At 69.8% G+C, this 18805-nt stretch carries 18 protein-coding genes; 13 read left to right on the forward strand and 5 right to left on the reverse strand.

Translation table 11 applies throughout. The features are described from left to right. Positions 1–5 precede the first annotated feature (5 nt). Positions 6–1895, reverse strand: coding sequence for a Na+/H+ antiporter (locus MB1_RS01370; RefSeq protein ID WP_066902908.1), 1890 nt, complete (start codon positions 1893–1895; stop codon positions 6–8). 122 nt (positions 1896–2017) lie between these two features. Between MB1_RS01370 and MB1_RS01375 the strand changes: the two genes are divergently transcribed. Then, positions 2018–3040, forward strand: coding sequence for a threonine aldolase family protein (locus MB1_RS01375; protein WP_066902910.1), 1023 nt, complete (start codon positions 2018–2020; stop codon positions 3038–3040). Positions 3041–3133: 93 nt separating this feature from the next. Here MB1_RS01375 and MB1_RS01380 read toward each other — a convergent pair whose 3' ends face one another. Beyond that, positions 3134–4630: an APC family permease gene (locus MB1_RS01380; protein ID WP_157083847.1), complete on the reverse strand. Its 1497-nt coding sequence runs from the start codon at positions 4628–4630 to the stop codon at positions 3134–3136. 174 nt (positions 4631–4804) lie between these two features. On the opposite strand from MB1_RS01380, the gene MB1_RS01385 reads away from it, so the two are divergent. The 9 genes from MB1_RS01385 to MB1_RS01425 all read left to right on the forward strand — a co-directional run bounded on the left by MB1_RS01385 (position 4805) and on the right by MB1_RS01425 (position 12896). Next, positions 4805–5596, forward strand: coding sequence for a FadR/GntR family transcriptional regulator (locus MB1_RS01385; RefSeq protein ID WP_066902914.1), 792 nt, complete (start codon positions 4805–4807; stop codon positions 5594–5596). Then, on the forward strand, positions 5593–6306 hold the full coding sequence (locus tag MB1_RS01390; RefSeq protein ID WP_066902916.1) for a cache domain-containing protein: 714 nt from the start codon (positions 5593–5595) through the stop codon (positions 6304–6306). Before MB1_RS01385 ends, MB1_RS01390 begins: the two co-directional genes overlap by 4 nt. A 118-nt stretch (positions 6307–6424) precedes the next feature. Next, entirely contained in the window at positions 6425–7627 is a 1203-nt protein-coding gene (locus MB1_RS01395; protein ID WP_066902918.1) for a cytochrome P450, read from the forward strand. A gap of 118 nt (positions 7628–7745) precedes the next feature. After that, positions 7746–7937: a ferredoxin gene (locus tag MB1_RS01400; protein ID WP_066902920.1), complete on the forward strand. Its 192-nt coding sequence runs from the start codon at positions 7746–7748 to the stop codon at positions 7935–7937. Between the two features lie 2 nt (positions 7938–7939). Continuing rightward, a complete protein-coding gene (locus MB1_RS01405; RefSeq protein WP_218000158.1) occupies positions 7940–9154 on the forward strand; it encodes an NAD(P)/FAD-dependent oxidoreductase in 1215 nt (404 codons plus the stop codon). Positions 9155–9164: 10 nt separating this feature from the next. Next, the gene (locus MB1_RS01410) at positions 9165–10550 is read left to right on the forward strand and encodes a glutamine synthetase family protein (RefSeq protein ID WP_066902922.1); all 1386 of its coding nucleotides are present in this window, start codon (positions 9165–9167) and stop codon (positions 10548–10550) included. Then, positions 10547–11305 carry a substrate-binding periplasmic protein gene (locus MB1_RS01415; RefSeq protein ID WP_245649972.1) on the forward strand — a complete coding sequence of 253 codons (759 nt, stop codon included), beginning with the start codon at positions 10547–10549 and terminating at the stop codon, positions 11303–11305. Before MB1_RS01410 ends, MB1_RS01415 begins: the two co-directional genes overlap by 4 nt. Positions 11306–11330: 25 nt before the next feature. Further along, the gene (locus MB1_RS01420; protein WP_066902924.1) at positions 11331–12050 is read left to right on the forward strand and encodes a gamma-glutamyl-gamma-aminobutyrate hydrolase family protein; all 720 of its coding nucleotides are present in this window, start codon (positions 11331–11333) and stop codon (positions 12048–12050) included. A gap of 48 nt (positions 12051–12098) precedes the next feature. Continuing rightward, the gene (locus tag MB1_RS01425) at positions 12099–12896 is read left to right on the forward strand and encodes a gamma-glutamyl-gamma-aminobutyrate hydrolase family protein (RefSeq protein ID WP_245649973.1); all 798 of its coding nucleotides are present in this window, start codon (positions 12099–12101) and stop codon (positions 12894–12896) included. On the opposite strand, the gene MB1_RS01430 is transcribed toward MB1_RS01425, so the two are convergent. Beyond that, the gene (locus MB1_RS01430; RefSeq protein ID WP_066902928.1) at positions 12875–14905 is read right to left on the reverse strand and encodes a S9 family peptidase; all 2031 of its coding nucleotides are present in this window, start codon (positions 14903–14905) and stop codon (positions 12875–12877) included. The two genes, MB1_RS01425 and MB1_RS01430, sit on opposite strands and share 22 nt — an antisense overlap. 51 nt (positions 14906–14956) lie before the next feature. On the opposite strand from MB1_RS01430, the gene MB1_RS01435 reads away from it, so the two are divergent. The 3 genes from MB1_RS01435 to MB1_RS01445 are packed head-to-tail and all read left to right on the forward strand — an operon-like array spanning position 14957 to position 16811. Then, positions 14957–15442: a redoxin domain-containing protein gene (locus MB1_RS01435; protein WP_066902930.1), complete on the forward strand. Its 486-nt coding sequence runs from the start codon at positions 14957–14959 to the stop codon at positions 15440–15442. A gap of 31 nt (positions 15443–15473) precedes the next feature. Then, positions 15474–16004, forward strand: a complete 531-nt coding sequence (locus MB1_RS01440) for a DsbA family protein (RefSeq protein WP_066902932.1) — start codon at positions 15474–15476, stop codon at positions 16002–16004. 21 nt (positions 16005–16025) lie between these two features. After that, a complete protein-coding gene (locus tag MB1_RS01445; RefSeq protein WP_066902934.1) occupies positions 16026–16811 on the forward strand; it encodes a DNA-formamidopyrimidine glycosylase family protein in 786 nt (261 codons plus the stop codon). Between the two features lie 12 nt (positions 16812–16823). Here MB1_RS01445 and MB1_RS01450 read toward each other — a convergent pair whose 3' ends face one another. Further along, positions 16824–18014 (reverse strand): glycosyltransferase family 2 protein, encoded by a 1191-nt coding sequence (locus MB1_RS01450; protein WP_084350600.1) that lies wholly within the window; start codon positions 18012–18014, stop codon positions 16824–16826. After that, positions 17938–18801 (reverse strand): hypothetical protein, encoded by an 864-nt coding sequence (locus MB1_RS01455; protein ID WP_157083848.1) that lies wholly within the window; start codon positions 18799–18801, stop codon positions 17938–17940. The genes MB1_RS01450 and MB1_RS01455 overlap by 77 nt, the downstream gene beginning before the upstream one ends. Between the last annotated feature and the right edge of the window lie 4 nt (positions 18802–18805).

The following is an 18805-nucleotide window of genomic DNA, read 5'->3' on the forward strand; positions in this document are numbered from 1 at the left end:
CCGACTCAGCCGAGGGCGTCGTCGACGTAGCACCACCGCCAGGACTCCCCGGGCTCGATGCTGGACATCACCGGATGGCCGGAGCGGTGGAAGTGCGCGGCGGCGTGTTTGCCGACCGACGAGTCGCAGCAGCCGACATGCCCGCATTCCAGGCACATCCGCAGATGCACCCAATCGGTGCCGTCGGCAAGGCATTCCGGGCAACCGTCGGGGGTATCGGGGATCGGATGCGCGTCCTGCGCCTCGAGCAGATGCTCGCAGGCCGGGCCGGCGGGGCTCGGGGTGCGCAGCGGCGCCTCGGAGGTCCGCGCGGCGTGTTCGATACCCCACTGCAGGGACGCCTCCTCGGCATCCATCTGGTTGAGCACCGCGGCGAGCACCGGTTCGTCGACCGTTCCCTCGGCGCGGATCTCGAGCACCTTCGCCCGCTCCGCCGCGATCATCTCGAGCCGCATCCGCCGGTAGGCCTCGCTGGGCGTCTCGACGTCGCGCATCCCACCCAGCCGCTCCCAGATCTGGTTGATGCGGGAGGTCGCCTGCTCCTTGATCGCCCGCAGGGTCTGCGGGTCGCTGTCCGGATCGTTCTCCAGCCGGCGCAATCCCGCGCCCATCGCCGCCTGGACGACGGTCGCCTCCTGGAGGGCATCCTCACGCGGATCGGGGCCGCGGATGTCGAGCGCGCGGGCGACCGCGGGCAGCGTCAGCCCCTGCAGGACCAACGTTCCGACCGTCACCACCAGGGCGATCAGCACCAGCGAGGCGCGCATCGGGGCGTCCTCCGGGATGGTCAGCGCCGCCGCCAGCGTCACCACCCCGCGCATGCCCGCCCAGGAGCTGACCAGCGACCGTCGCAGTGCCTCGGCCCGGTTGTCGCCGCGCATCATCGCGCCGATCAGGGTGAACGGGATCATCCACATCGGCCGCATCACGATGACGACGCCCAGGATGATCAGGCCGATCACCAGGGTGCGGCCCAGGGATTGGCCGCTGTCCCCGACCGCACTGAGGATCTGGTGCATCTGCATGCCGATCACCAGGAAGACGGTGTTCTCCAGCAGGAAGGTGACGCTGCTCCAGTTGATCCGCTCGGACATCCGGGACGCCGCCGACTGCAGGAATTGGGACTTCTGCCCCAGCAGCAGTCCGGTGGTGACGACGGCGAGAACGCCGGAGGCGCCGATCAGTTCGGCGGGCAGGTAGGCGATGAACGGGGTGGCGAACGACAGGGCGGTATCGGCCGCCGACTCGGTCAGCCGCCGGCGCAGCAGCCCGACCAGCAGGAACACCACGATGCCGATGCCGACGCCGCCGATCACCGCGACGGAGAAGTCGCGGGCGACGGTCAGCCCGGTGACGTGGCTGTCATGGGTTCCGAAGCCGTGCACCGCCAGTCCCGCCGCCGCCAGCGCGGTGCGCAGGGAGACCAGCGCGGTCGCGTCGTTGAGCAGCGACTCGCCCTCGAGGATCGTGGTGATCCGGCGCGGCAGCCCGATCCGGCGGGCGACCGCGGTGGCGGCCACCGCGTCCGGTGGAGCGACGATCGCACCGAGAGCGAACGCCAGAGCGAAGCTGATGTCGAGCAGGGCGTAGGCCACGAACGCCACCCCGAGCGCGGTGAACAGGACCAGCCCGACCGCCAAACTCACGATGGGAGCACGCAATCGGGACAAATCGCGCAGCGACATGTTCAGCGCGGCGGCGTAGAGCAGCGGCGGCAGCAACCCGTAGAGCACGAGTTCGGGCGTCAACTCCTGTTGGGGAGTGAAGGGGAGGTAGCCGATCGCCACCCCCACGGCCAGCATGCCCAGCGGGGCCGGGATGCCGATCGGCTCGCAGAGACGGGCCACCACAATGACCGTCACGGCGATGGCGACGAGGCTCAGCGCGATTTCCACCGGCTCATTGTGCGACTCGGTTCGCCGACATCGAGCGCGGACGCATCGAAATCGCTGCTTCCGACCACGAACGGCCGCGTCGAACTCTGGCCGACCCGGGGCCCGGGTGCGATGCTGGCCGGGTGAGGCCGATCGAATTCCGCAGCGACAATGCCGCCCCCACCGCCGACTATGTGCTCGAGGCGATCGCGCAGGCCAATTCGGGCTCCGCGATGGCCTACGGCGGGGACGCCATCACCGCCGCTCTGCAACAACGGGTTTCGGAGCTCTTCGAGCGGGAGGCGCGGATCTTCCCGGTGCTGACCGGTACCGCGGCCAATGCGTTGGGCTTGGCGGCGATGTGCCCGCCCTGGGGTGCGGTGATCTGTCACGAGGTCGGGCACATCCTGACCAGCGAGGCCGCGGCGACCGCGGCGTTCGGCGGCGGTATCCAGGTGACCGGGTTGCCGGGCGCCGGTTCGCTACTCGACCCGACGACGGTGGCCGCGCACCTCGACGGTGTGCGCTGGGACGATCCGCACGAGTCGCAGCCGGCGGTGCTGTCGGTGACGCAGGCGACCGAACTCGGCGCGGTCTATCCACTCGACCGGATCGCGGAGCTGGTCGAGCTCGCCGCCGAGCGCGGTCTGCGGGTCCACCTCGACGGGGCGCGGCTGGCGAATGCGATCGCCGCGCTGGGGTGCACCCCGGCCCGGGCGGTCGCCGGGGTCACCACGTTCACCCTCGGGGCGACCAAGAACGGGGTGCTGAGCACCGACGCGATCGTCACCTTCGACGACCGGGTCGCCGACGAGCTGCGCTTTCGGCTCAAGCGGGCCGGGCAGGTCGCCTCGAAGATGCGGTACGCCTCGGCGCAGCTGCTGGCCTATCTGGCCGAGGATCGCTGGATCGACTCGGCGCGGCACGCCAACGCCGCGATGCGCAGGCTCGCCGCAGGGGTCGCGGCACTCGGGTTCACCATCGAGCCGCAGCCGGAGGCGAATATCGCCTTTGTCGCGATGCCGGACGAGATCCGGCAGCGGTGGTCGAAGGCCGGGGTGGACTTCTACGACCTCGGGCCGGGCCGCATACGGCTGGTCACCAGCTTCGCGACCTCGGACGCCGACGTCGACGACGCGCTGGATCGGTTGCGCGGGATCGTCTGACCGGCCGAACCCGGCGACCGCACGATCCGAACGGCCGAAGGACCGCGCAGCCTGCCGGCCGGGCGGTCCTTCGGTCGAACGGGCGCGGATGGATCAGGCGCCGGCGGTATCCAGGCTCTGCCCGGCTTCGGCCGGACGCGGGATCGCGTCGTTGTAGGGCGCGTCGCCGCGGCTGACCACACCGCGATGCAACGACAGGTAGAGCAGACCCGAGCCCACGACGATCACGCCGGTCAACCCGACGATCCAGTCGTCGTACCAGGGGGTACCGGGGGTGCGGCTCGACCAGATCATGTTGATGATCGCCAGGACGCCGTAGACGAGCGCGCCGATGTTGACCACCAGACCCCACCGGCCGAGCGTGTACTGGCCCGACGGCACCCAGCCCTTGAGGCGGGCGCGCAGGGCGGCGAGCACGACCATCTGGAAACCGAGGTAGATACCGAGAGCGGCGAAGCTGACGATCTTGGTGACCGCGTTGGTGCTGACCATCGACCCGATCACGATCAGCGCGGGCACGATCGCCGCGAGCAGCAGCGCATACGGCGGGATACCGCGGCTCGACGAGAAGCGCTTGAGCAGATCGCTTCCCACGATCATGCCGTCGCGGCCGTAGGAGTAGGCGAGCCGACTTGCGGCGGCCTGCAACGACATCGCGCAGGACAGGAAGGAGATCAGCACGATCCACAGCACGATGCGCGCGCCGGTCTCGCCGAAGCTCTCGTTGAGGATCGTGGTGACCGGGTCGGTGTCCTCGCCGCGGATGACCGCACCCATGTCGACCACCGCCAGAATGAGCGCGAAGCAGACGAATGTCGCTGCGGCGCCGCCGATGTAGATGGTGCGACGCATGGCCTTGGGGATCAGCCGACCGGGGTTGGGGACCTCCTCGGCGACGTCGCCGCAGGCCTCGAAGCCGTAGTACTGGTAGATGCCGATCAGGGCGGCGGCGAGGAAGGCGACGGTATAGCTACCGCCGGTCGCCGGGGCTCCGAAGGAATCGAAGATCACCCCGAAGCTCTGATGACGGTTGGCGACGATCAGCCAGATGCCGACCACGAGGGCACCGATGATCTCGGCGCTGAATCCGATAATCGCCGCGATGGCAAGCACTTTGGTGCCCATGAAGTTGATGATCGTCGCGACGAGCAGCAGCCCGAGGGCACACCCGATGACGGTCATGACCGTCGGTGTGAACCCGAGGGCGGCGGCGACGAAGGCGCCGGATCCGTAGGCGACCGAGGCGATCGTGCAGAGCAGCGCGATCAGGTATATCCAGCCGGTCATCCAGGCGTATCGACGACCCCACAGTCGTCTGGCCCAGGGGTAGACGCCTCCCGCGACCGGGAATTGGGCGACAACCTCGCTGAACACCAGCGCGACGAGCAGCTGCCCGATGCCGACGATCACCAGACTCCAGATCATCGGCGGTCCGGCGGTCGCCAGCGCGAAGGCGAAGACGGTGTAGATCCCCACTACGGGGGACAGGTAGGTGAAGCCGAGCGAGAAGTTCGCCCAGGGACTCATTTCTCGTCGAAACTCCGACGTATAGCCCAGGGAAGCGAGATGATCGTCGTCGGTGTGTTGCATGGGTGACACCCCCATCTGAGGTCCTGATCGCTAAAACATACATAGGTAGAGGTTTACCGGCAACAGATAAGAGAAATCCGTATCGCCGCTGGTCCGAACGGCTTTCGCGAAATGTCGGCGTTGGGACTTTTGCCCGATTTACTCCGCAACCGCGCTCGGCCGGCGACCTGCCATATGCTCTTTGCTGTCCACCACCAGCCGGAGAGGGAGCCCGCCATCGAGTCCGCCGCCGCGTTCATCGCACCGCTGGCGACCGCGGCCCGGTCGGAGGAGATCGCCGCCCGCCTCAGCGAGGCGATCCACCTGGGCCTGATCGCCGACGGCGAGCAGCTCCCACCGGAGGCGGAGTTCGCGCGGCAGCTCGGCGTGGCGATCATGACTCTGCGGGAATCGATTTCGACGCTGCGCGAGCGCGGCTTGGTCGAGACCCGGCGCGGGCGCAATGGCGGCACCTTCGTCCGACGCCCGCCGGAGCCGCCCGAGAAGCCGGACCTCGACCGGCTGCTCGCCGCCTCGGTGTCGAGCCTGCGCGATATCGCCGACGAACAATTGGCGATCACCGGGACCGCCGCCCGCCTCGCCGCCGAACGAGCGGTCCCGCGCAGCCTGCGGCGCATCCACACGCTGGTCGACCAACTCCATTCCGCGACCTCCCGCGGCGGATGGGTCAAGGCGGACTCCCGCTTTCACGTCGAGGTGGCGATCGCGTCCCGCTCGGAGCGCCTGGTGCGACGCGAGGTCGCCCTGCAGGCGGAGACCGCCGGGATGCTCTGGCTGCCACATCTGAGTGCGCAGGACCGCGAGGCGATCGGCCGCGAGCACCACGAGATCGCCGCGCGCATCGCCGCCGAGGACGCGGACGGCGCCCATCAGGCGGCGGCTCACCACGTGCGCGCCAACCTGCGGCGTCTGACCACGGGCCATCTGCGTCTGATCGAGGCCGGCGAGAAGGGGAACCCTCAATGAGCGACGAGGTGTTCGAGGCGGTGGTGGCCGAACTCGATCGATACGCCGAACAGCGGCTCGCACCGCTGACCGCGCTCGCCGAGCAGGCGGCCGGCCTGCTCGCCGCTTCCTCGGCGGCCGTACCGGCCGCCGACTTCGACATCCTCGAACCGATGATCCGCCGGCAACTCGCCGACGACCCGACGATGGTCGGCCACGGCTTCGCCGCGGGCGCGGGCGTCGTCCGCGACAATGACCGCTTCCTGCAGTGGTTTCAACACCGCGCGACCGGCATTCGACGCCTAAAACTCAATCTGACCCCGGGCGACCCGGAGCTCTACGACTACTTCGACACCGACTGGTTCTCCCGGGCGCAGCAGGACCGCACGCCGGCGCTCTTCGGCCCCTATGTCGACTACGCGGGCGCCGACTTCCTGGTGATCACGGCGGTGGTCCCGGTGATCGTCGACGGCCGATTCCTCGGCGTCGCGGGCGCCGACATGCTTCCCGGCGTCATCGAACACGCCCTGGTCGCGATCATGCGGCGACTGCCCGGCGATGCGGTGATCGTCGGCACCGATCGCTCGGTGGTGGCCGCCAATACCGCCCGCTGGCTGCCGGGCGAGCGGCTGGCGATCCACCCCTCCCGGGATCGGCTGCGCTGGCGATCGGTCGGCGAGCTTCCCGCCTGGACCGGGTGGACGATCGCCCTCGCCGCCACCCCCTCCTGAGCCGCGAACCCCCAGCCCTCCGGCACCGGTGACGACCAATTTTCCCATTCGCGCTGCGGCATCCCCGTTAAACATCTAGCCTTAGATGAATATCCCCCACGGCCCAGAGGAGGGTGACTTGACCATCACCGAAACCGACGAGGCGCCCCGCCTGGCGATCACGGACCCGTCGTTCTCGATCACGTCCGACGTGGTTCACCGTGCCCGCGAACAGAATTGGTACGCCCACACCGAGTTCGGCCTGGCGGTCCTGCGGTACGACGAAGCCGCCAAGCTGATGAAGCATCCGAAACTGCGCCAGGGCAGCGTGGCGTGGCCCGCACACAACGGGGTCACCACCGGCCCGTTCGCCGAGTGGTTCCACAGCTGGGTGCTCAACAAGGAGGGCGAGGAGCACCATCGGTTGCGCCGACTGATGAACCCGGCCTTCTCCCCCAAGCTCATCGGCAGTCTGGTCCCGCGCTTCCAGGCGCTCGCCGGCGAACTGATCGACAACTTCGCCGACCGCGGCGAGTGCGAGTTCACCACCGAATTCGCCGAGCCCTATGCCGCACGCGTCATCGCGATCATGCTGGGCCTGCCCGAGGACGAGTGGGAGATCGTCGCCCGCGAATCCGCCACCCTGGGCCTGGCGATGGGCATCACGCTCCAACAGGATCTGCCGCAGATCGAACAGGCCCTCGAACGGCTCTACGCCTACGCCGACAACCTGATCGCCGATCGGATCGACCATCCGCGCGACGACTTCATGAGCGTGCTGGTGCAGGCGCAGCGCGAGGGCGATCGCCTCTCGGCGAAGGAACTGCGGGACGCGATCGTGCTGCTGATCTTCGGCGGCTACGACACCACCCGCAATCAGCTCGGCCTGGCGATGCAGACCTTCCTGCACCACCCCGACCAGTGGGCGCTGCTGGCCGAGCAGCCGGAACTCGGCGGCAAGGCCGTCGAGGAGGTCATGCGGGTCAACCCCACCGTCCGCTGGGTGACCCGCGAGGCGGTCGAGACCTTCGAGTACCAGGGCCTGACCATCGAGGCCGGCACCACGCTGCACCTGTTCACCGAGTCCGCGGGCACCGATCCGCGCGTCTTCGGCGAGTCGGCGTTCGACATCACCGCCGAACGCAAACCGCACTACGGCTTCGGCGGCGGTGTGCACCACTGCCTGGGCCACTTCGTCGCCCGCAGCGATATGAGCGAGGCGCTGCCCCTGCTCGCCCGTCGCCTGCGCGACCCGAAGCTGCTGCCCGGCGAGAAGTGGTTGGCCGACTCCGGAAATACCGGACCGATCGTGCTGCCGATCTCGTTCACCGCGGCTCCCTGATCGAACCGCATCACCCGCTCCACCCCGTGACATCCCGATCGGCCGGCCCCCGATCGTCCGGCCCCGCTCGGTCAGCCCCCGAACGGTCCGCCGCCGCAAGCACCTGAGGAGTCGAACCATGAAAATCAGCGTTGACCTCGACAAATGCCAGGACCACGGCCAGTGCGCCATCGCGGCGCCGGTCGCCTTCCGCATGAACGACGAGGGCATCCTCGAGTACGAAACGTCCGTCGACGACGCCTACCTCGACGAGGTCGAGGACGCCGCCGACGTCTGCCCGGTCCAGGCCATCCTGATCGACCAGGGCTGATCGTGTCCGATCCGGGCGTGGTGATCGTCGGCGGCTCGCTCGGCGGCCTGCGCGCTGCCGAGCAGTTGCGGTCGGCCGGTCACACCGGTCCCCTCCGGGTGATCGGCGAGGAGGTCCACCTGCCCTACAACCGGCCGCCGCTGTCGAAGGACGTGCTGGCCGATCCGGGCGATGACGATGTCGACCGGCTGCACGCGACGCTCGCCTTCCGCCGCCGGGCGTCCGTCGCGGACGTCGAGTTCCTGCTCGGCAGCGCCGCGGTGGGCGCGGAACTCGGCGCCCGCACCGTGCGGCTCGACGACGGCGCGACGCTGTCCTACGACGGGCTCGTCGTCGCGACCGGCCTGCGGGCGCGCCGCCTCGACCTGCCCGGACCCGCGGCCGGCCGGCACGTCATCCGCACCCTCGACGACGCGCTCGGCCTGCGGGCGGCGATCGCGTCGCGGCCCTCGGTGGTCGTGATCGGCTCCGGATTCGTCGGCTGCGAGACCGCGGCGTCACTGCACACGCTCGGTCTGGCGGTCACCGTCGTCGACCCGGCCGAGGTGCCCTTCGCCCGGGCGCTCGGACCGCGGCTCGGCGGCGCCGTCCGACGGCACCTCGAACGGGCCGGGGTCACCTTCGCGATGGGGGTCGGCGTCGCCGGTTACGCCGGTACGGAGGCGGTGACCGGGGTGATCCTCGCCGACGGCCGCGTCCTCGACGCCGGCCTCGTCGTCGAGGCGGTCGGGTCGCGCTGCAATACCGAGTGGCTCGACGGCAACGGTCTGGACCTGGGCGACGGGGTCCTGACCGACAACAACCTCGCCGTCGCGGGCACCGAGCGGGTCGTCGCGGTCGGCGACGTCGCCCGCTTCCCGAATCCGCTGGTCGACGACGTGCCGCGACGCGTCGAACATTGGTCGATGCCGACCGATACCGCCAAGCGGGCGGCCGCCACCCTGGTCGCGCAGCTCACCGACGAGCCCGCGCCCGACACCCCCTTCACGCCGATTCCGTCGTTCTGGAGCGACCTGCTCGACCTGCGATTGCAGGCATTCGGGTCACCCGCGCTGGCGGATGAGGCGATCCTCGAAGAGGGTGATGTCGACCGACTCGCGGACGGGGCGCTGATTACATATCGGCGTTCCGGCTTGCTCATCGGCACCGTCGCCGTCAATCTGCCCCCAGCGCGTCAACGTCAGCTGCGCGAACGTTTCCTTGAACGTGTCTCCTGAAAGGCCCACCATGAGCACTGCCCTCGACCAACACCGCGAGCAGAATGCGTCGTCGGATGCACTCGCCGACATCCGCGCCGAGATCGACGCCGCGGGGGTGGAGTTCATCTACTACCAGGCGGTAACGATCACCGGCCGCGTCGTCGGCAAGGTGGTCCCGGCCGGACACTTCGAGCGAATCGCGACCAACGGCGTCAACCAGCACCGCACGGCGATCGCCAACCTGCAGACCACCCGCGACGGCCGGCTGCTCGGCGGCGGCACCGAGGCCGCCGAGTACACCGCGGTCCCGGACCTGGACACCTTCCAGGTGCTGCCCTGGGATACCAGCATCGCGCGCTTCTTCTGTCGCCTCTACGAGCCCGACCACCGACCGGAGAACGCCGGGGGCGCCCTGGCGACCGACAGCCGCGGCCTGCTCAAGCGGATGCACGCCGACTTCACCGAGCGCACCGGCCTGGAGCTGCGGACCGGCACCGAACCGGAGATGACCTGGGAGGGCCCCGGCTTCGAGACCACCTTCCGCCCGGATTCGTCCCCGGCGTACCACATCGAACACCTCGAGCGGTACCGCGTGATCTACCAGAAAGTGATCACCTATGCGCGGGCGATGGGCCTGGACATGATCGAGGGTGACTTCGAGGACGCCGGTCAGGTCGAACTCAACTGGATGTACGACCACGCCGATCTGACCGCCGACCGGCTCGTCACCTACCGGCAGATCGCCAAGCAGGTCGCCCGCGAGCTCGGCATCGAGTGCAGCTTCATGCCCAAGCCCGGTACCGGCTATATGGGCAACGGCTGCCACCACAACTGGAGCCTGTGGACCGCCGACGGCGAGAACGTCCTGCGGGAGACCGGCCGCGAGGAGCTGCACCTGACCGAACAGGGCCAGTACGCCCTCGGTGGTCTGCTCGAGCACACGCCGGGCGCGATGCTGATCATGGGATCGACGGTCAACTCCTACAAGCGGTACTGGGACGCCGGCCAGTTCGCGCCCTCGCGGATCGACTGGGGTCTGGACAACAAGACCTGCACCGTGCGGCTGTCGGCGAACGGCCGACTCGAGTACAAGCTGCCCGACGCCTCGGTCAACCCCTATCTCTCGCACGCGGTCATGATCGCCGCGATCGACGACGGTCTGAAGAAGAAGACCTCGCCGGGCGACCCGACCGTCGGCTCGTCGTACCTGTCGACCGCGCCGGAGATCTTCGACAAGCTGCCGCTGAGCCTGGGCGAGGCGATCTCGGCCTTCAGCGCCGACGACTACCTGCAGCAGTCGTTGGGGCCGGAGCTGTCCGACCTGCTGGTCGACTACAAGACCGACGAATGGGCCCGCTTCAACAGCGCGGTCACCACCTGGGAGCGCGATATGTACTGGAACGATCTGCCGTGACGGACGCCGATTCGGGACGCCCGGACGGGACCGGGGCGGTCGACGCCGCTCCGGTCCTGCGGTTGGCCTGCATCGACACCGATGCGCCGCCGCTGTTCGACCTCGCGGCCGCCGACGGCAGCCGCACCGGCTTCGAACCGGCGGTGGCCGAGTTGCTCGCGCAGCAGCTCGGCCGGCGGCTGGAATGGGCGATCATGCCGTGGGGTCGGATGCTGCCGGCCGTGCGCGACCACGAGGTCGACGCCGTCCTGTGCGGGCAGGGGGTCATCCCGGCCCGGCTGGAGGTGGTCGACTTCGCCCGGCCCTACGGGGTCTTCCACGAGGGTCTGCTGACCCGTCGCGGTGAAGCGGTGCCGGGGCCCGAGCATCTGGCGGGCCGGCGGATCGCGGCGATCGAGGGGTCGGCGAACGAGCGGTTGGCGCGCACCTTCCCCGACGCCGAGGTCGTCACCTTCGCGACCGACAACGTCTACCAGGACATGTTGGCCGCGCTGCGGGCCGGCGAGGTCTTCGGCGTCGTCGACGACGACGTGGTCTTCGTTCCGCTCGGCGACTCCGACCCCGACTTCGAGCTGGCCTTCGTGGTCAAGACCAACAACCCGTGGGCGGTCGGCGTCGCGAAGGATCGGCCGGAGACCTTCGCGCTGATCGACGCCGCGATGGCCGCGATCATCGCCGACGGGCGGCATCGCGAGGTCTGGCAGAAGTGGCTGCCGACCCTCGACTACCCCTTCGCCGAGCAGGTCGACCGGTGAGCCCGCGCGACACGACGGTGGACGCATGCGGCCGCTGATCGCCGTGCCGGGCAGGCGCAGTCCGCAGGTCGGTGTGCTGCGCTTCTCGGGCACGATCATGGCCGAGGCAATCGCCGAGGCGGTGTGGGCGGCCGGCGGCGAGCCGCTCGCCCTGCACGGGCCGGATGCCGACCCGGCGGCCGACCTGGTCGCCCGGCTGGGCCGCTTCGGCGGTGTGGTCATGCCGGGCGGCGGCGATATGGACCCGGCCCGCTTCGGGCAGTCTGCCGCGCCGGAGTCCGAGCCGCCGATGACCCACGACGACGACCTCGACTTCGGGGTGGTCGACGCGGTGCTGACGCTCGGCATCCCGACGCTGGCGATCTGCCGGGGGATGCAGGTGCTCAACGTCGCGCTCGGCGGCACGCTGATCCAGCACCTCGAGCCCGGACCGGTCGTCCACCGCGGCGCGGTCCACGATGTCGCGGTCGATGCGGGCTCCCGGCTCGCGGCGATCGTCGGTGCGCCGACCGTTCCGGTGTCGTCGTATCACCACCAGGCGATCGACACGGTCGGCCGCGATCTGGTGGTCACCGCCCGAGCGGCCGACGGCTGCATCGAGGCACTCGAGCACACCGCGGGCACCGTCCTGGCGGTGCAGTGGCATCCGGAGGACCTGCACGCGACGAGTCCGACGGATACCGCGCTCTTCGTCGATCTGATCGAGCGCGCGGAAAAGTATGTGACCGATGGGGATCGGACGTGATCGTCCCACCCGGACGGTCGATCCCGCTACAACTGGAGGACTGAAAACGTGTCGGTGACACCCGTTGTGACCCGAGCCGAGGTGGAAGATCCCGGCGCGCTGGACCGTTCGCCCGGCCGACCACACGTCGCGGTACTGGGCTCGCTGAACTATCCGGACCTGACCGAGTCGACCGCGGAGCTGGTGCGGCGCTTCACCCGCACCGCCCTCGAAGGCCTCACCGCCGCCGGGGCGTCGTACACCCTGGTCGACTCCTCCGTGCCGGAGGAGTTGGCGGCCGCGGCGGTCGACGCCGACGCGCTGTTCGTGCTCGGCGGCGGGGATATCGCGGCGGCCTGCTACGGCGGACCGTCCGGCGAGGTGCCGAACTCCTACGGTGTGGACGAGGCGGTCGATCGCGCCTCGATCGCGCTGATCACCGACTACGCCGACGGCGGGTACCCGGTCCTGGGGATCTGCCGGGGATCGCAGTTGATCAATGTGACCTACGGCGGGTCGATCATCCCCGACATCACCGATTACGCGCTGCACCACGGCGGCCCGGACGAACCGCTCTTCCTGGACGAGAAGATCACCGTCGTGGCGGGGACCCGGCTGGCGGGCATCGTCGGCCCCGGCACCCTGGTCGTCCGGTCGGGCCACCATCAGGCGGTCGACCGGGTCGGCGACGGGCTGGTCGTGGCCGCCCGCGCGCTCGACGGCGTCGTCGAGGGCGTCGAGGATCCGAACCGTTGGGTGCTCGGGGTCCAGTTCCATCCCGAGGACGACGACGGCGGGGAGCGCGAGCTGCGCCTGCTGCTCGGCGCCCTGATCGAGGCCGCCGGTCAGCCGAGGGTCTCGGGGTAGTCCGCGGGCAGGCCCCGGACGTGCTCGCCGAGGAAGGCGAGCACCACCTGGTACCAGAGCTTGGCATGCCGCGGCGTGAGCACCCAGTGGTTCTCGTTGGGGTAGTACAGGAATCGGTGCACGGTGGTGCCGTCGTCGGCGGCGGGCAGTCCGGAGGCGGACAACAGTTCGTACCACAGCCGCAGGCCCTCGCCGATCGGCACGCGATAGTCCTTGTCCCCGTGGATGACCAACATCGGGGTGCGGATATCGGCCACGTGCCGGTGCGGTGAATTGTCCAGCGCCATACCGTCGGTCATCTCGCGTGCCCAGTAGAAGGCGTAGTCGGTGGTCGGTCCGAAGGCGTCGAGCGCCCACAGGCTCGCGTGGGTGACGATCGCGTCGAAGCGATCGGTGTGCCCGGCCACCCAATTGGCCATATAGCCGCCGAAGGAGCCGCCCATCGCGGCGGTGCGGTCGGCGTCGATATCGGGCTCGAGTTCCGCGGCGTCGGTGGCGGCCATCAGGTCGGTGAACGGCGGACCGCCCCAGGCGCCCCAGCCGCGTTGGACGAACTCCTGGCCGTAGCCGGTGGACAGGGCCGGGTCCGGTAGCAGCACCGCGTAGCCGCGGGCGACCAGCAGCCACGGGCACCACCGCCACGACCAGGTATTCCAGGAGCCGAGCGGGCCGCCGTGTATCCACAGCACCAGGGGCGCGGGCCGCTGCGCGGACGCATCGGCGGGCACGGCCAGCCAGGACCGCACCCGCACCCCGTCGGCGGTGGTCGTCTCGACCTCGCGCAGGGTGCCGGGCAGTTCCGCGCGCCCGATCGGCCCCGGCAGGGCGGTGACCGCACCGTCGCCGAGGTCGATGCGCACCACCTCCGGGGGCACGTCGTAGGCCGCCCGGATCGCGTACGCCACAGATCCGTCCGGGGCCACGTGCACGTCGGAGTAGGCGGCGGCATCGGTGGTCACCCGTTCGGGCGCTTCCCCGTCGATCGGGATGCGGAAGATCGGCGCACGCCCGTCGTCGTGGGCCACGACCAGCAGTCCCGATCCGTCCGGCAGCCACACGGTCTGCTCGGGCCACCGATCCCACTGCGGTGCGAGCGGACGCGGCCGTCCGCCGTCGATATCGGCGATCCACAGCTGCCTTCGGGGCGCATTCTGTGGGGTCGAGAGGGTCTCGCGCTGGTAGGCGACCGACCTACCGTCGGGGCTGATCCGCGGGTGAGAGAGGTCGGCGTCCGGGTCGTCGAGGATGCGGGCGCGGGAGCCGTCGGCGGTGTCGATCACCTCGAGGACGCTGCGCACGACGCCGCGGGCGCCCGCGACCTGCAGGTCGACGACCACCAGGGCGCCGTCCGCGCCGATGCTCGGGCTGACCTCCCGCAGCGCCGAGCCGACCGCACCGGTGAGATCGCGCAGCGTCGCCGGGGCCTCACCCACCTCCCCGACAAACAGTCGCGGCGCGTCGGGGCCCAGATCGTGATCCCAGTAGCGCACCGGGTAGCCGCTGTGCAGGATCGCCGAGACCTTGCCCTCGGACCGCAGGTCACGCAGCCGCCGCTCGTCCGCCTCGTCGACCGCGGACGGCAGGGTCGCCGCCGTGACCAGCAGCGTCGACGCGTCCCGGGCGGGCAGGAACGCGGCGATCCCGTGGGGGCGGCCGGCGGCCAGGCGGGCCTCACCGCCGTCGGCCGGCAGCAGCCATACCGCGGGCTTGGCCTTGTCGGCAGCCTGATCGCCGCGCACCCGGGTGGCGATGAACAGCAGATCCCCGGCGGCGGTGAAGGCGGGCGCGCTCTCCCCCTTCGGCCCGCGGGTCAGCCGGATCGCGGGGGCGATACCCGCCGGGTCGATCTCCCAGAGCGCCGAGACGTAGGCGGTGCCGGCGTCGTCGAGCGCCGAGATCACGGCGACCAGGCGGGTGCCTTCCGGCGAGAGCGCCAACCCGCCGACCCGCGGCAGCGCCAGGTAGCTGTCGAGGTCGTGAAAGGGGGTATCCGACGAATCGTCGCTCATGGGTTCGTTCGTAGCAGATTCCGTCGCGAATTTCGGTGCAGAATCGAATCCATGACCGACACGGATATCGCAACCGGGGTGCTGGCTCCCGGAACCACCGCCCCCGACTTCACCCTTCACGCGACTCCCGATCAGACCCTCTCCCTGCACGAACTGCGCGGCAACCCGGCGGTCCTGGTGTTCTACCCGGCCGACTTCAGCGCCGTCTGCGGCGACGAGTTGGCGGTGTTCAACCAGGCGCTTCCGCTGCTGCGCAAACACCATGCCGTCGTGGTCGGCATCTCGGTCGACAGCGTCTGGGCGCACCAGGCGTTCATCAAACACCTGAACCTGCACTTCGACCTGCTGGCGGACTTCGAGCCGAAGGGTGCGGTCTCGCGGCTCTACGGCGCGTACGACACCGAGCACGGCTTCAGCAAGCGCGCACTGTTCGTCATCGACAAGGACGGGGTGATCACCTGGAGCTACCTGTCCCCCACCGCGGTCAACCCCGGCGTCGACGGCGTGCTCGACGCCCTGGACGCGCTGTCGGCGTGATCGTCATTCCCATTTCCCGAAGGAGTCAGAGATGAGCCTGCACCCTCCCGTCGGACCGGACGATCATATCCGCGGGGCGAAGGACGCCGCGCTGGTGATCGTCGAATACGGCGACTACCAATGCCCCTACTGCGGTCAGGCCGAGCCGCTGCTCGAGCAGATGCTCGCCGCCCACGGCCATCGGGTGGCGCTGGTCTTCCGCAACTTTCCGCTGACCGAGATGCACCCCCAGGCCCTGCCCGCCGCGCTGACCGCCGAATACGCCGGGACGCACGGCGACTTCTGGAACGTCCACGACACCCTCTTCGCCGAGCAGGACCGGCTGGGCCCGAGCCTCTACGAGGCGATCATCGGGCGGGCCGGATTGTCGGTATCCGACTTCGAGCACAGCATCGCCGATCAGTCGAACCCGCTGTACAAGCGGATCGAGGACGACTTCGAAGGCGGCATCCGCAGCGGCGCCAACGGCACGCCGGCGTTCTTCGTCAACGGACAGCGATACGACCGCGGCGCGGCGAACCTGGTGCGCGACGTGGCCGAACTGCTGCGCGCCAACCCGTGAGCCCGGGGATCACGGCCACGAATGCCTGAGGGGGACACCGTCTTCCAGACGGCGGCCCGGCTGCGCGGCGCCCTGGAGGGGCAGGTGCTGACCGGCTGCGATATCCGGGTGCCGCGCTATGCGACCGTCGACCTGACCGGTCTCCGGGTCGACGCGGCACTCTCACGCGGCAAGCATCTGCTGATCCGCGTCGGCGCGCACAGCATCCACACCCATCTGAAGATGGAGGGGGTCTGGGAGGTCTACCGGCCGCCGGCGCGGTGGCGGCGGCCGGCGCATACCGCGCGCATCGTGCTGGGGGTGGACGGCGCGCAGGCCGTGGGCTTTTCGCTCGGCATCACCGAGGTGGTGCCGATAGCCGACGAGGAGAAGGCGATCGGGCCGCTGGGTCCCGACCTGCTCGGCCCCGACTGGGATGCCGGGGTCGCGGCGGCCAATCTGGCACGCGACCCGGACCGTCCGATCGGGTTGGCGCTGCTCGACCAACGCCTGCTGGCCGGCGTCGGCAACGTCTACCGGTGTGAACTGTGCTTTCTGCGCGGGGTGCACCCGGCGACGCCGGTGGGTCGGGCGGGCGACCCGGACGCCTGGGTCGACCTGGCGCACCGGTTGCTGGTGGCCAACCGCGATCGACCGGTGCGGGTCACCACCGGCGACCGGCGGCGCGGGCGATCCACCTGGGTCTACGAACGGGCCCGCCGCCCCTGCCTGCGCTGCGGCACGATCATCCGCACCGGCACGCTCGGCGGCGGGGATTCCGGCGACGACGAACGCATGATCCGGTGGTGTCCCGGCTGCCAGCGGTGATCGGCCGGCCGCTCAGGCGCTGCGCTCCGTCGGATCCGACTCGTCGGCGCCCGGGCAGCCGTATTGGGCGCGCAGGCGTCCGCGCACCGACTCCGGATGCGGCGCCGGGCGCGGCGGCCAGCGGCGGACGGTCCCGCGCAACCGACCGGCGAAGAAGGCGACCTCCGAGGCCCACCGGGTGCGATCGAGCTTGGTGACCGCCTGCGGCAGAAGCGGATTGCGCGTGATGACGTAGAGCGCGGCCATCGCGATCTCCAGCGGCGTCCAGCCGGGCAGACCGTAGTCGCGGAACTCGGCGTAGGTGCGGGCCTCGGCGATCCCGAATGCGTGCAGGCGCCGCACCAGCTTCCGTCGCGAATCCCGAAGACGATAGGAGACAACCGCTTCCGGCGTGTAGCCGAGGGTATAGCCGGCCAGCTGGAGCCGCCACGCGAAGTCGGGCTCCTCGCCGGCGATGCGGTAGCTCTCGTCGAAGCCGCCGATCGCGCAGAAGGCATCGCGGCGCACCCCGACGTTGCCGCCCGGCGCGCAGGGCAGGAAGCGGGCTCGTTCGAACGACTCGCGGATGGTGGTGACCGGGCGCCAGGCGAGCACCTCCGGGGAGTTGAGGCTCTCCCCCTCGAGTTCACCGGCGACCGCGTCGTAGTTGTCGGCGGCCGCGACGATGCCGGACAGCCAGGTCGGATGCGCGACATCGTCGGCGTCGACGAAGACCAGCAGGTCCCCCCGGCTGTGCAGGGCACCGACATTGCGGGCGTGCGCCGCGCCGCGTTGATCGCTCGCGTCGACCACCCGGATCGTGGTGCCGTCGGGGGGTGTCGGCAGGTCGCGCAGGTATTCGGCGGTGCCATCGGTCGATCCGTTGTCGGCAAAGACCAATTCACGCGGACCGGCGTAGTCCTGCGCCAACAGCGCGCGCACCTGCTCCTCAATGGGCACACGCGTATTCAGGAATGGGACGATCACGGAAACGAGCTGTGGTGGCATAGGACGACCCCTCGCCGCATGGTCAACTTCTGGCATCTTTCCGGACACGATTGAGGAATCGGACGGTAGCACGCCGGAGTTACATGCACGCGGAAAGCAGCGGCCCCAAGGTCGTTTCGGTGATCCGGGAAACAGCCGCTCAGCTGCCGTGACAGATGTTACCCAGATATTCCGAGAGGTCGCTTCGAGTCGGATCGCCGACCGGGATGCGCGCATACTCCGGTGCGCCGTCGCCGAAGGCGATCCACACGGGGAAAACGAATGGCTTCTTCGAATCCGCGACGACGTGATCGGCGCAGGTCGCCGGACCGATCAACAAGGGCACCCGAAGCTGATCGGAGTCGGCTTCCATTGTCACCGGCAATGGCTGCGCCGGATCGGAGACGACATTCCAGACCACCGATCCGGCCACCTCGTCGACTCGGATGGGATCGGTCTGCGCGGCGTCGCCGCGCCCGATCGTCAGCGTCGCGTGGCGTTGCGGGAAGCCGGTGGTCGGCACGCCTCCGGTCGAGTCCGCCGGCCCGTCGAGGGTGAGGGTCATCGAGATCCGTTCGGCGATCCGCTCCGCCGCGCATTCCTCGTTGTGGATGCGGTCGATGATGTCGTAGGGCTGAGCAAGCGGCACCGTCTCGGTAGCCGATGCGCCGGAGGCGTCGAGATAGGCCACCACCGCCTCGATCGGTTGGACCGAGGCGGCGCAGTCGGCAGTGCCGAAGGTGACCGGAACGTCGAGGCGCGCACCGGGGCCCATGCTCAGCGGCCGGTCGGAGGGCGGGGTCTCGGCGAATGCGGGCGATCGGAATTGCACGGTCTGCAGCGTGATCGCCGCGTCGGAGGCATTGGTGACGGTGATCTGGAAGCGGCCGCCGCGCGCATCATCGTCGCGGCTGCGGTACGCCGACGCCTCGATCGTCCCCGCCGCCGGCTGCTCGGCCACCGACCCGTTCGCACAGCCGGAGACCAGCACCACCACCCCGAGCAGAAAGGCCCATCCACGCACCCAC

Origin of the sequence: Millisia brevis NBRC 105863 (genome assembly GCF_001552615.1) — a bacterium.
Classification (GTDB): Bacteria; Actinomycetota; Actinomycetes; order Mycobacteriales; family Mycobacteriaceae; genus Millisia; species Millisia brevis.